The organism is Streptomyces sannanensis (genome assembly GCF_039536205.1).
In the GTDB taxonomy this organism is placed as follows: Bacteria; Actinomycetota; Actinomycetes; order Streptomycetales; family Streptomycetaceae; genus Streptomyces; species Streptomyces sannanensis.
On sequence record NZ_BAAAYL010000001.1, the window covers coordinates 5,099,551 to 5,113,094 of the forward strand.

General features: G+C 71.5%; 9 protein-coding genes. 1 reads left to right on the forward strand and 8 read right to left on the reverse strand.

What is annotated here, in order from left to right; translation table 11 throughout:
• Window positions 1-185 precede the first annotated feature (185 nt).
• From ABD858_RS23930 to eccE, 8 genes are all read right to left on the reverse strand, one after another.
• Window positions 186-1,166 carry an oligopeptide/dipeptide ABC transporter ATP-binding protein gene (locus tag ABD858_RS23930; protein ID WP_345041049.1) on the reverse strand — a complete coding sequence of 327 codons (981 nt, stop codon included), beginning with the start codon at window positions 1,164-1,166 and terminating at the stop codon, window positions 186-188.
• Entirely contained in the window at window positions 1,163-2,134 is a 972-nt protein-coding gene (locus ABD858_RS23935; RefSeq protein ID WP_345041051.1) for an ABC transporter ATP-binding protein, read from the reverse strand. The genes ABD858_RS23930 and ABD858_RS23935 overlap by 4 nt, the downstream gene beginning before the upstream one ends.
• Window positions 2,131-3,021, reverse strand: coding sequence for an ABC transporter permease (locus tag ABD858_RS23940; RefSeq protein WP_345041054.1), 891 nt, complete (start codon window positions 3,019-3,021; stop codon window positions 2,131-2,133). Before ABD858_RS23940 ends, ABD858_RS23935 begins: the two co-directional genes overlap by 4 nt.
• Complete coding sequence (locus tag ABD858_RS23945; RefSeq protein ID WP_345041056.1) at window positions 3,018-4,082, reverse strand: ABC transporter permease; 1,065 nt, start codon at window positions 4,080-4,082, stop codon at window positions 3,018-3,020. The genes ABD858_RS23940 and ABD858_RS23945 overlap by 4 nt, the downstream gene beginning before the upstream one ends.
• Window positions 4,083-4,085: 3 nt before the next feature.
• Window positions 4,086-5,894, reverse strand: coding sequence for an ABC transporter substrate-binding protein (locus ABD858_RS23950; protein WP_345041059.1), 1,809 nt, complete (start codon window positions 5,892-5,894; stop codon window positions 4,086-4,088).
• Window positions 5,895-6,073: 179 nt separating this feature from the next.
• Window positions 6,074-9,274, reverse strand: a complete 3,201-nt coding sequence (locus ABD858_RS23955) for an SCO5717 family growth-regulating ATPase (RefSeq protein ID WP_345041061.1) — start codon at window positions 9,272-9,274, stop codon at window positions 6,074-6,076.
• 468 nt (window positions 9,275-9,742) lie between these two features.
• On the reverse strand, window positions 9,743-10,459 hold the full coding sequence (locus tag ABD858_RS23960; RefSeq protein ID WP_345041064.1) for a hypothetical protein: 717 nt from the start codon (window positions 10,457-10,459) through the stop codon (window positions 9,743-9,745).
• Window positions 10,459-11,790 carry a type VII secretion protein EccE gene (gene eccE, locus ABD858_RS23965; RefSeq protein ID WP_345041066.1) on the reverse strand — a complete coding sequence of 444 codons (1,332 nt, stop codon included), beginning with the start codon at window positions 11,788-11,790 and terminating at the stop codon, window positions 10,459-10,461. The genes ABD858_RS23960 and eccE overlap by 1 nt, the downstream gene beginning before the upstream one ends.
• Window positions 11,791-11,983: 193 nt before the next feature.
• On the opposite strand from eccE, the gene eccB reads away from it, so the two are divergent.
• Window positions 11,984-13,537, forward strand: a complete 1,554-nt coding sequence (eccB, locus tag ABD858_RS23970; RefSeq protein WP_345041068.1) for a type VII secretion protein EccB — start codon at window positions 11,984-11,986, stop codon at window positions 13,535-13,537.
• The last annotated feature ends 7 nt before the right edge of the window (window positions 13,538-13,544 follow it).

The following is a 13,544-nucleotide window of genomic DNA, read 5'->3' on the forward strand; positions in this document are numbered from 1 at the left end:
GCCAAGCCCCCCCCCGCACCCGCCGGTCGGCGGGCCGCGCCCGTGCGGGCGCGGCCCGACCGGGCGTCGGCTGCCGCCGCACCATGGCCGAACCGTCCAGCTGGTGGCTGTCGCCCACGCCCGGTGGGTGTGGTGCGAGCCCCTCCGGGGGCTGTCGGGGAACGTCCGCACGAGGGGCACGGCGGTCAGGGTCTCGCCCAGTGGCACGCCACCCGCGCCGAGCCCGAGCCGGGCAGGACCGGAAGGTCCTCGGTGCGGCAGCGGTCCGCCACACCCGCCGTCTCGGCCTCGCCGGAGGCGAGTACGTGGCAGCGGGCGTGGAAACGGCAGCCGCCGGGGATCCGTGACGGGTCCGGCGGCTCGCCGGTCAGGACGACCGGTGAGCCCTCCGACTCCGGCAGCACGGACAGCAGCGCGCGCGTGTACGGATGCCGTGGGGCCGTCAGCACCTGCTCCACCGGCCCCGTTTCGACGATGCGGCCCAGGTACATCACGGCCACCCGGTCCGCGATGTTCCAGGCGAGGCCGAGGTCGTGCGTGACGACCAGCGCGGAGAGGCCGAGTTCGTCGCGCAGGTCCAGCAGGAGTGCCAGGATCTCGCCGCGTACCGAAGCGTCGAGGGAGGCCACCGGCTCGTCGGCCACGATGAGTTCGGGCCTGAGGACCAGCGCGCCGGCGATGACGACCCGCTGTCGCTGGCCGCCGGACAGCTGGTGCGGATAGCGCAGGAAGAAACGTTCTGGCGGCCTCAGGCCCGCGAGGGCCAGTGCCTCCGCGACGGCGGTGTGCTCGTCGCCGCGGTGACCGTGGATCCGCAGTCCCTCGGCGACCGCGTCGTAGACGGTGTGCCGCGGGTTGAGCGAGCCGCTCGGGTCCTGCAGCACGAGCTGTACGTGCTTGCGGTACGCCTTGAGACCGCGCGAGCCGTAGTCCAGCGGTCGCCCGCCGAAGCGGACCGTGCCGGACGTCGGCCGCACGAGCCCGAGCAGGGTGCGCGCGAGTGTCGTCTTGCCGCAGCCGGACTCGCCGACGAGGGCCACGATTTCCCCGTTGCCGATGTCCAGGTCGACCCCGTCGACGGCTCGTGCCTCTCCCGTGTTCCGCCGTCCGGGGAAGGCCACCCGGACACCGGTGGCGGACAGCAGGGGTGCGGCGACGCCGGTCATGACTGCCTCCAGGGATCACCTACGTGCACGCAGGCCGCCCGCCACTCCACCGCCCCGGTCGCACGCAGCGGCTGGTCCTCGGACGCGCACAGGTCCAGCGCGACGGGACACCGAGGATGGAACGCGCAGCCGGGCGGTAGCGCGGCCGGATCCGGCGGGTCGCCGGGCAGCCCGCGCGGGGCGCGCCGCGACGCCGCGTCCCCGATGCGCGGGAACGCGGCGGACAGCGCCCGCCCGTACGGATGCCGCGCGGCCTCGTACACTTCCCGCGCCGGGCCCTCTTCGACGATCCGTCCCGCGTACATGACCGCAAGCCGGTCGCATGTGCCGGCCAGCACGGCCAGGTCGTGGCTGATCATCAGCAGGCTGATGGACTGCACATCGACGAGCCGCTCGATCAGCCCCAGGATCTGCGCCTGGATCATCACGTCCAGCGCGGTCGTCGGCTCGTCGGCCACGATGAGCCGCGGTTCGCAGGCGAGTGCCATCGCGATCATCACGCGCTGCCGCTGTCCGCCGGACAGCTCGTGCGGGTACGCGTCGGCCCGGGTCACCGGCAGACCGACCTGCTCGAGCAGCTCTCCGGCCCGCCGCCGGGCCGCGGCCGGCGTCGCGGCGCGGCCGTGCAGCAGCAGCGGTTCCGCGATCTGGTCGCCCACCCGGTGCACCGCGTTCAGCGAGTGCATCGCGCCCTGGAAGACGATGGACGCCCCGGCCCACCGTACGGCCCGCAGCCTGCCCCACTTCATGGTGAGAACGTCCTCGCCGTCGAGCAGGATCTGCCCGCTCAGCGTCGCGGACACGGGCAGCAGCCGCAGCAGGGCCAGCGCCAGCGTCGACTTGCCGCAGCCTGACTCACCTGCCACGCCCAGCTTCTGCCCGGCCGGCAGCGTGAGGTCGACGCCCCGCACGGCGGCCGCCCCCGCCCCGTACGTCACATGCAGGTCCCTGATTTCGAGCAGGCTCAACGCGCCACCCCCAGCCGCGGGTTGAGCACGGCCTCGACGGCCCGCCCGCACAGCGTGAAGGACAGTGCGACCAGCGCGATCGCGATGCCGGGCGGCGCGAGATACCACCAGTGCCCGGAGGACACCGCGCCGGCCTCGCGGGCGTCCTGGAGCATGCCGCCCCAGGAGACGACGGTCGGGTCGCCCAGCCCGAGGAAGGCGAGTGTGGCCTCGGTGAGGATCGCGTTGGAGATGCCGAGCGTGGTCTGGGCGAGGACGAGCGGCATCACGTTGGGCAGCACATGCCGGTTCATGATGTGCCCGTGCCCGCCGCCGAGCGCGTGCGCCCGCTCGATGTACGGCCGTGACTCGACGGCGATCGTCTGTGCCCGTACGAGGCGTGCCGTGGTGGGCCAGCTGGTGACGCCGATCGCCAGGACGACGGTCCACACACTCCGTGACATGACCGTCGCCAGGACGATGGCCAGCACCAGCGTCGGCATGACCAGGAACCAGTCCGTCACCCTCATCAGTACCGTCGAGAACCACCCCCCGAAGTGTCCGGCGACGACTCCGACCAACGTACCGATCGCCACTGACAACGCGGCCGCGAGCAGCCCGACGGTGAGCGAGATCCGCGCGCCCCACACCAGCAGGCCCAGCAGCGGGCGCCCGAACGGGTCGGTGCCCAGCGGGAACTCGCCGCTCGGCGGCTCGAGCGCCGCCCCGGGCGCATTCGTGACGCTCTGCACGTCACTGCCGGCCAGCAAGGGCGCGGCGAGCGCGACCAGCGCGATGAGGCCGAGGCCGGCGAGGCCGTAGAGCCCCGCCCGGTGCGTACGGTACGCGCGCCAGAAGCGGGCCGCGGACGCCTGTCGCCGCGCCCACGACAGTTCGGCGGCCGTCATCGGCCCACCCGGGGGTCCAGCAGGGGATACAGCAGGTCGGCGAGGAGATTCATCAGGATCATCGCTCCGGCGAAGACGACGAAAAGACCCTGCACCAGCGGCAGATCGGGCACGCTGAGCGCCTGGTAGAACAGCCCGCCCAGGCCCGGCCAGGAGAAGACCGTCTCGACGAGGATGGAGCCCGCGGCCACATGGCCGAGGTTGATGAACACCATGGTGACGGTGGGTAGGAGCGCGTTGGGCACGGCGTGCCGGCGGCGTACGAGGTCGTCCCGCAGTCCCTTGGCGCGGGCCGTGGTCAGATAGTCGCCGCCCATCTCGTCGAGCAGCGAGGAACGCATGACGAGCAGTGTCTGGGCGTACCCGACGGCGACGAGTGTGAGCACGGGCAGCACCATGTGGTGCGCCACGTCGACAGCGTGGGCGAAGCCGGTCGCGTCGCCGGACTCCATGCCTCCGGTGGGGAAGAGACCGGGAAGGGGCCCGGCGCCCACCGAGAACGTCATGATCAGCAGCAGCCCGAGCCAGAAGGACGGTACGGACCACAGGGTCAGCGCCACCCCGGTGGTGAGCCGGTCGCCGAGCCCGCCGTGCCGCCAGGCCGCACGTGTGCCGAGCCACAGCCCGAACACCGAGTAGACGACGACCGCCACACCGGTGAGCAGCAGGGTGGCCGGTACCTTCTCGGCGATCAGCTCCCCGACCGGCGCATGGAACTGGTACGACGTGCCGAAGTCCCCGGTGAGCGCCTTGCCGCAGTAGTCGGTGAACTGCTGCCACAGCGGCAGATCCAGCCCGAACTGGCGGCGCAGCGCCGCCAGCTGCTCGGCGGACACCTGACGGCCGTGGGTCATGGTGCGCACCGGGTCGCCGGGAATGATCCGGAAGAGGAAGAAGCTGGTGACGAGCACGGCCAGCAGCGAGACCACGGCGCCGGCGAGCCTGCCGGAGACGTACCACAGATACGCGGCGACGCGGCGGCCGCGGGCACGGGCCGCCTCGCGGGTGCGGGGAGCCGTTCCCGCACCCGCGGCCACACCGGAAGTGCTTGTCGCGGTCATGGACTATTCACGGTCGTCCGCGCCGGCGCGGCGACGCAGCACCAGGAACGCCCCGGCTCCGCCGAGCAGGACGACCCCGGCGACGATGCCGAGGACGACGCCTGCCGCCGAGCCCTCGTCCGAGGAGCCGCTGTCCGCGGGGACGGCGGACCACCAGCTCCAGTAGCCGTCCTGGCCGTAGATGTTGCCGGCCGCGGTGGGCATGGTGCTGATGGACGCGATCTGGTCGGTGCGGTACGCCTCGACGGCATTGGGGTACGCCATGACGTTCATGTACCCCGTGTCGTACAGCCGTGCCTGCATCTGCTTGACGAGATCCGCCCGCTTGGCCGCGTCGTACTCGGCGAGCTGCTGCGCGTAGAGCTCGTCGAACCGCTTGTCGCAGATGAAGTTGTCGGTCGCGCCGGTGTCCTTCGGCGTGGCGGGCAGCGCGGCGCAGGTGTGGATGGAGAGGACGAAGTCGGGGTCGGGGTTGACGGACCAGCCGTCGAACGCCAGGTCGTACTCGCCGGCCAGCCAGGGGTCGGAGACATTGTCGAGGCAGTCGACCTTCAGGCCGACGCCGAGTGCGCCCCACCACTCCTGGAGGTACTGGCCGACGGCCTTGTCGTTGGGATCGGTGGCGTGGCAGAGGATGCGGAAGTCCAGTGGTCTGCCGTCCTTCCCGACGCGCTTGCCGGCGCTGTTCTTCCGGTAGCCGGCCTGATCGAGGAGCCGCGCCGCTTCCGCCGGGTCGTAGGCGATGCGCCGGCTGCTGTCCGGCTTCCAGAAGTACGTGTCGAAGCGCGGCGGGATGTAGCCCTCGCCCTCGACGGCGTGCCCCTGGAAGACCTTTTCCACGACGGCCCTGCGGTCCGTGGCGGCGAAGAGGGCCCGGCGCACCCTCGGGTCGAGCAGCGCGGGATGGCCGTTGCCGAACTTCTCGCCGTTCCTGGCGCGGGCGCCGGGGTTGGTGGCGAGGGCGTAGAAGCGCCGGCCGGGCGCGTCGTTGACCTTGATGTTCTCGGCGGAGCCGAGGGCGGTCGCCTGGGCGGGGGTGAGGCCGGAGACGAAGGACACCTCGCCCTTGCGCAGCGCCGCGACGGCCGCGTCGAGGTCCTTGTAGTACTTGAATACCAGCTCGTCGAACTTGGGGCTGCCGCGCCAGAAGTCGTTGTTGGGTTTGAGCTTCAGGTACTGGTCGACCTTGTAGTCGGTGAGGATGTACGGGCCGTTGCCGACGACCGGGAACTGCTTGTCGTTGTTGAACTTCGAGAAGTCGTCGACCTTCTCCCAGAGGTGCCGCGGCACGATCGGGACGTCCAGCGCGAGCATGGTCGCCTGAGGCTTCTTCAGCTCGATGACCAGTGTGCGGGGGTCGGGCGCGGTGACCTTCCGGAAGTTGCCGACGAATGAGCCGTTGGCGGTGGCCGCGCCCTCGTCGGTCATCATCTTGTTGAACGTCCACGCCGCGTCCTCGGCGGTGGCGGGCTTCCCGTCCGACCACGTGGAGTCCTTGCGGATCGTGTACGTCCAGGTGAGCTTGTCGGGGGAGGACTTCCAGGCGGTCGCGAGGCCGGGGACGGCGTGGCCGTCGCCGGGGTCGTAGTTGGTCAGGTAGTCGTACATCAGCCGGTGGACGCCGGTGCTGATGAGCCGCTGGGCGAGGAACGGGCTCAGCGAGTCGACGCTTTGGGAGACGGCTACGGTGAGCACGTTCTTGTTGTCGTCCGCCGCCGCCCGGGGGACCGCCGCGGCTGCGGCGAGGGCCAAGGCGGCACCGGTGATCAGGAGACGTCGGTGGTGTGTACGCGGCGGAACTCGTGTGTCCATGGGACAGACCTCGCGTTGTCACTGGGGGATCAGGGATCGCCAGTTGGTGAAGCGAAGGTGTATCAGCGTCGGTCCAGCCGCGTCAACGGGACGCGAAACCGCTTTTGTGCTGCGGAAATGACGGAGGGTCCGCGCGCGGTGACGAGCGCGGACCCCCATTGGTCGAGACCGTTGACGCCCTACTGTTGAGGGGCTGACGGTGCCTGCGGAGGCTGCTGCCACCCCTGCGGCGGATACGGCTGTCCGGGATTGAGGTATCCCGGTGGCACCTGACCGGGCACGGGCTGACCCGGTACCGGCTGACTTGGCATCGGCTGACCCGGCGCCGACTGGCCCGGCATCGGCGGCGCAATGCGCGGCGGCGGGTTGCCGTCCGACGTCCACAACCCCTGCACCTGCTGGGCCCGTACGAAGTCCTCGGCGACCATCGCCGACAGATTGAAGTACGCCTCCCGCGTCTTCGGCCGCATCATGTCGAGGTCGACCTCCGCGCCCGCCGCCAGGTGCTCGTCGAACGGCACGACGATCACACCGCGGCAGCGCGTCTCGAAGTGCTGCACAATGTCCTCGACCTTGATCATCTTTCCGGTCTCCCGGACTCCCGAGATCACGGTGATCGAGCGCTGCACGAGGTCGGCGTATCCGTGCGCGTGCAGCCAGTCGAGCGTGGTGCTCGCGCTGGACGCGCCGTCCACGGAAGGCGTGGAGATGATGATCAGCTGATCGGCGAGGTCGAGAACTCCCCGCATCGCACTGTAGAGCAGACCGGTGCCCGAGTCGGTCAGGATGATCGGGTACTGGCGGCCCAGCACGTCGATCGCCCGCCGGTAGTCCTCGTCGTTGAAGGTCGTCGACACGGCCGGGTCCACGTCATTCGCGATGATCTCCAGGCCGGAGGGCGCCTGCGAGGTGAACCGGCGGATGTCCATGTACGAGTTGAGGTACGGGATCGCCTGCACCAGATCGCGGATCGTCGCCCCGGTCTCCCGCCGCACCCGTCGGCCGAGCGTGCCGGCGTCCGGGTTGGCATCGATCGCGAGGATCTTGTCCTGCCGCTCCGTCGACAGCGTGGCGCCGAGCGCCGTGGTGGTCGTGGTCTTGCCGACGCCGCCCTTGAGGCTGATGACGGCGATGCGGTAGCAGGAGAGTACGGGCGTACGGATCAGCTCCAGCTTGCGCTGCCGCTCCGCCTCCTCCTTCTTCCCGCCCAGCCTGAACCGCGAGGCCCCGGAGGGCGTGCGGCTGCTCTTGGTCTTCTGCTTGTTGCGCAGCAGCCGGTCGGAGGACAGCTCCACGGCCGCGGTGTACCCCAGGGGGGCGCCGGGCACGGACCGCTCACGCTGGTCGTGCGCGACGGGCGCGGGCCAGGCGGCCCCGGCACGCGGATCGTGGCCGCCACCCGGCCCGGCGTGCGGAGGCGTGGGAGCCGACTGAGGGAAGCCGGGCGCCTGGGGGGCTGCGGCCGCGGGGCCGGGCTGCGGAGGCATGGGTGCAGGCTGCGCGCCGGGGTGCGGGAAGCCGTAGCCGCCCACGGGGGGTTGGGGGCTTCCGGTTCCGGGGCCGGGCTGTGGAGGCATGGGTGCAGGCTGCGCGCCGGGGTGCGGGAGGCCGTAGCCGCCTACGGGGGGTTGGGGGCTTTCGGTTCCGGGGCCTGGCTGTGGAGGCATGGGTGCAGGCTGCCCGGGCTGCGGGAAGCCGTACCCGCCCTGCTGTGGCAGCGGCATGCCGCTCCGCGGCGGCGTGGCGGCCGCGGGCGCGCCGGGCTGCGGGAGGCCGTAGCCGCCCTGGGGGGCGGGCTGGGGTGCCGTTCCGGGTGGAGTCTGCGCCGGATGGGGTGTGGCTGGTGCGGCGGGCGGGGCCTGGGGAGGAGTGGGCATCGTCTGCCCCGGTTGCGCAAGCGTGTACCCGCCCTGCGGAGGAAGGGGTGCGCCGGGTTGCGGGAGGCCGTAGCCGCCTACGGGGGGTTGGGGGCTTTCGGTTCCGGGGCCTGGCTGTGGAGGCATGGGTGCAGGCTGCCCGGGCTGCGGGAAGCCGTACCCGCCCTGCTGTGGCAGCGGCATGCCGCTCCGCGGCGGCGTGGCGGCCGCGGGCGCGCCGGGCTGCGGGAGGCCGTAGCCGCCCTGGGGGGCGGGCTGGGGTGCCGTTCCGGGTGGAGTCTGCGCCGGATGGGGTGTGGCTGGTGCGGCGGGCGGGGCCTGGGGAGGAGTGGGCATCGTCTGCCCCGGTTGCGCAAGCGTGTACCCGCCCTGCGGAGGAAGGGGTGCGCCGGGTTGCGGGAGGCCGTAGCCGCCCACGGGGGGTTGGGGGCTTTCGGTTCCGGGGCCTGGCTGTGGAGGCATGGGTGCAGGCTGCCCGGGCTGCGGGAAGCCGTACCCGCCCTGGGGCGGAACCGGCGGGTGCACGGGGCCGGGCTGCGGCGGCGTGGCCGGCGATGCCGGCTGGAAGGCCGGCGGAAGCGGCGGCAGGGAACCGGCCGGCGGAGCCGGCGGCGGACTCCAGGGCTGAGCCGGACCGGGAACAGCGTTCTGGGGAGCGTCCGCAGGCTGCGCGGCCGGAACGGTGTCGGAGGGCTCCGCCGCGGAGGCACCGCCGACAGGAAGGGCGTCCGCAGCAACCGTGTCGACCGGAGCGGCGTCTCCAGGAACCGCGTCCGCCGCATCGGCGACATCCCCTGCACCGCAGTCGACTGCTTCGGAGGCGACCGGACGGGACTCGTTCGCGGCGGCCGTCGTGGCAGCGTCGGGCGACACGGCGTCCTCGGCAGCGGCATCCGCCTGGACCGGCTCCACATCGGCGGCAGCCGCAGCCAAGTCGGCGGCCACGTCATCCGCCGGAGCGCCGGGCGACTGAGCAGCGGTCGGCTGCACCCCCGCCGGACCGGAACCGGCCTCGGCCTGTTCCGGACCATCCGAGTCCGCCTCCACGGACGCGGCGTCCGCCGCAGGGCTGGAGACCGCGCCCGTAACTCCGGCTGCGTCCGCCGACGCGGCGTCCTTCGCAGGGCTGGAGACCGCGCCCGTAACTCCGGCTGCGTCCGCCGCCTCGGCCCCGTCCGGGCCGACTTCCGCGCCGACCGCCGCCTGCGCGTCGCGTTCCGCGAACTCGCGTCTCAGCGCGGCGGAGGAGAAGCGCATCGTCGCACCGCTCTCCACGTCACCTCCGGCCGTGAAGGCCTCGGTGGCTATGGGCAGCGAGCCGACCGGCGGAGGCGGGGGTGTCACCCCCTCCGCGGTACCGCCCGACGCACTGCGCGTGTACCAGGCGGGCGGGGTGTAGTCGATGGTGAACTCACCAGTCGTCTCGGGGTCCGCGTCGGACTGATCGTCGACGGGCGGCTGGGTCCAGCCGTCCCCGTGGATCTCGCCCCGATCGCCGTTCACCGGAACTCCCCGAGGATGCCCCGGCCTTCAGGATGGGGAGGAATCCGGCTTCCCGTACAGCAGGGAAGGGAAGGGTGGAATGCTGCCAGAGTGGACCGCCACCCACAGGCGGGGTGGTAGCGTGTTTGGCCGCGGAGCGAGAACCAAGCCCGCATAGCAGTTCCTTTCACAACTTCATTTATCCGGGCTGGTTTCAACCCGGCTGGTGCTGATCGCGTAAGACTCGATCGTTCGCTGGGCGACTGAGCGGCGTGAGCCAGGAATCCCCGCCGTATACGAGGGGGAGGATTCAATTTGCCTCCTGGTGTCGTCCGAGCACGGCACCAGCCTAATCGCCGGGCTCAACGCTCCGGCAGGTCTTCCGCCGCTCCATCGCGGCCCCGGCCATCGCAACGGTGGCGGTGTGAAACCAGAAAACACTCATACCGCCACAGCGACCGCCCTCTTACGCGGCAGAACCGTATGTGCTCAGTCCAACCGCCGTGCTGCGCCCAATAGTCCGGTCTCGGCGTCCGTGGCCTGGGTCATGACGAACTGCCGGTTCCGGACATTGCCCCAGAGCGTGACGCCGTCCGCGAGCGTGGGCAGGGACCCCCACTCCTCCCTGGACAGGTTCATGACCCGCCCGATCTGCTCGGCCTCCTCGGGCGACACGCGCTGGATGCCGACCAGGTCGGACTTCTCCAGCAACCGCGGTGCCACCGGGCTGAGATACGGCAGCAGGGTGAGCACTGACTGCCAGGGCGCCGACACCACACGTCCCCGCGGCGGCCGCATCCCGCAGTCCCGCACGACCAGCACCGGGGAACCGGCCGAGGCTCCCTGCGGCGGCACCTGGCCCACCTCGTGCAGCGTGATGCACGGCTGTCCGCCACCCGCTGCCCGGGCGAGGGCAGTCCACGCGGCCGCCCGGCCGGTCTCCACCGCCACGCGGGCACCCGTCGCGGCTGTCCGGAGCGCCAGGACCTGTGCCGTCCACAGGCCGCCGATGAGTGTCACGTCGTACGGACTGGGCCGGTTGATGCCCAGCACCGCCGGCCGGCCCTCCGCGTCGACCCCGATCACCATGCCGTCGTCGCCGACCGGCAGGCCCAGCGTCTCCAACTGCTCGGCGGACACCGTATGACGCTCACGCCGCGGCCCGATCAACCCCACGCCTGCGAGGTTCCGCCGCCCCGTCCTCATCAACGAACACCTCCGAGCGGCAACGTGGCCAGCATGCCGGGCAGTTGTTCCCGGTCCAGCCGTACCAGACCAGTCTTCACCCCGCGTGCGGCCCGCTCCAACTCACGCCTCGCCGTGACCAGTTCCTCGTCGCTGCGCCCGGTGATCCGTACATGTCCCGTCATGGTCACGTCCTGCCGGCGGTCGCCGCCCGCCAGAGTGAGGCTGAAGGTCGTGGCGAGCGCGGGAACGGACGTCAGGAGCGCCACCAACTGGGGCAAGGAGGCTCCGCCCGCTCCGCCACCCAGCTGAGGCCAGCGCCCCACCCAGTACGTCGTGTGCCTGCGGTCGTCGCACCGCCATGTCCGCGAGGTCTCCTGCGTACGCCGCCCCGTCGAACCACCGCGCCCGGCCTGTGCGATGGCCAGCGGACTGGCACACGTCGACGTGGCGAGCGCGCCGGTCAGCTCCTGCTCGGTCAGTACCGTCGCCCGGAAGCCCGCCCCGGTCAGCCGGCTCGCCAGCTGGTCCGCGGCGCGCACCACGCACCGCTGCGCGCCGTCGAGGCCGCCGCCGCGTGCTGCGACCGCCTCGGGGCACAGCTCCGGGTCGAGCTTCAGCGCGATCCAGGTGATACGGACCGCCGGCGAGCCCGTCTGGGCCTGCAGCGGCGCGTAGTTGCGCGCCGCCACCGACTGCTCCGGCAGATGGGGCGCGGGTGCTGGCTGTGTGTGCTGCACGATCTGCGCGGACTCCAGCCGGATACCGTCGACCTCCAGCACATCCCGTATCAGCGCCAGGGGCAGCGGCCGGGCGGTCCGCTCGGGCCGCAGCGCCGTCGCGGCGCCCTCCACCTGGAGCACAGCGGTCAGGAAAGTGCCGTCGCCGATCATCCCGACCGGCCGCCGGTCACGGTCGCTGAAGCTGTACGTCCGCAGCGAGGGTTCGCACTCGACGACGGGCGCCAGCCCCGGCTCCGTACCGGGCGGAACGGCCGACGCGGCGGCCCTGCGAGTACGCGCGCGCAGCGCGAAGAACGTGGCGAGCCACTCCGGCAGCGAACGCCGGTGTCTGCGCACCACGGCGAGCAGCACCAGCAGCACCGCCACCGCACCGGCCGGGACGAGCAGGAGCGCGTCGATCGCCGCGGCCACCAGCAGCAGCGCCCCGGCCAGTTCGATCAGCACGAGCTGTTGCAAACGAATCAGACCGTAGTGCCCCGGGTGGGACTTCTGGCGCGGTGCGGCGGTCACGGAAGAAGCCCGCGGCGTCGCGGGACCGCCCGAAGGTGCCCCGGAAGGACCCGTCGGCGAGGCGGCCGCAGCGGGCCGCTCGCGCGTCGCGGAAGTCATCACTGCGCGCCCCCCCATCTCTCCAAGCCTGCGCGCCAAGGGGCTTGGCGGCGGCCTCACCCTACCTGCCCCGCATGCACCCTCAGTCACCAGGCATAGTAGGGGGCCGGTCCGACAATCAAGGCCCAGGGGATGGCGGTTACTCACGGAACACCGTGACGCCACAGGGCCGCGCGGGGAGAAACAGGGACTTATGGCTTCACGGCGCGACGAGCTCAACGCGTACACCTTTGCGAAAAAGCGGACGGTCGCCGCGTTCCTCCAACCCTCGCCCACAGGCACGGAGGAGGGCGCCCCGCGACCCCTGCGCGCCGTGGTGCCGGGCCTGGTCATCGGCGCGCTCGTCCTCGCGGGCTTCGGCGCCTGGGGCATGTTCAAACCCATTGCGCCCAAGGGCTGGGACACGCCCGGCACCAAGGTGATCGTCGGCAAGAGCTCCACCACCCGCTATGTCGTCCTCACCACAGGCAAGGGCAAGAACAAGAAGAAGCTGCTCCACCCCGTACTGAACCTCGCCTCCGCCCGCCTCCTCCTCAACCCCGAGCAGGTGGAGGTCATCCAGGTCAGCGATGACATCCTCGACTCCGGCAAAATCGCCCGCGGACCGGTCCTCGGCATCCCCTACGCCCCCGACCGGCTCCCCGGTGCCAAGGACGCCGGAACGGCCAAGCGATGGGCGGTCTGTGAACAGCCGGGCGGCAGTGGCGAAAGCGTACAGAAGGCCGCATTCGTCCTCGCCGACCGTGACCGCGCCACCAGCAGGCTCGACGAGACGGACAAGCGGCTCACCGGCGGACAGGTCCTCTATGTGCAGGGCCAGGACGGCACCCGGTATCTCGTCGACGCCAAGGGCACGAAGTACGCCCTCCAGGGAACCGCCGACGACGACGCCACCCTCACCAACGCCCTTGTTGGCGACCGCAAACCGCAGCCCGTCACCAAGGACTGGCTGGCCACGCTGCACGAGGGCAGCCCCATCCAGTTCCCCGAAATCCCCGGCGACGTGGGGTCGCCTGCCGATGTGCAGGGACAGCTTTCCGACGAGGAGAACAAGGTCGGCACCGTCCTGCGCACCCGGACCGGCGACGGCCCGAAGCACTATGTGGTGCTGCCCGGAAAGGTCCAGCCCGTCTCCGAGTTCACCGCCTGGCTGCTGATCAACTCCCCGCAGACCGCCGACCTGAACCTGGACGGCAAGCCGCGCGATGTCGGCCTGCAGGACTTCCTCCCCGACAGCGAGACCTTCGAGGGCCAGGCCGACCGCTGGCCCGAGCGCCGCGCCACCCAGGTCAACTCCACGAAGGGCAGTGGCGCCCGCGACACCGTGTGCAGCGTTCTGCGCGGCGTCGACGGCAAGGGCACCACCACCCTCAGCACCTGGGCGAGCACGGAATACCCGGCCGACGTCATGGCCACCGGCGCGAGCACTTACGTCACTCCCGGCACCGGACTCCTCTACACCCAGGTCAGCGGCACCCAGGCGACGAACGGTTCCCTCTTCCTGCTGACGGACACGGGACTGCGGTACGCCGTTCAGGCGAACGGCGACAGTGACTCCGCGAAGTCGGACATCGGCGCCGGCGACGGCCGGAAGACGAGCGACGGACGCCCGGAGCCCAGCGAGGCCCAGATCAAGCTGGGCTACGAGAAGGTGACCCCGGCGATCGTGCCGACGGAGTGGTCGGAGTTCCTGTCCAAGGGCCCGCGGCTGGACACCAACAGTGCCCGCCAGCCGCAGGGTTCGTAAGAGGAGC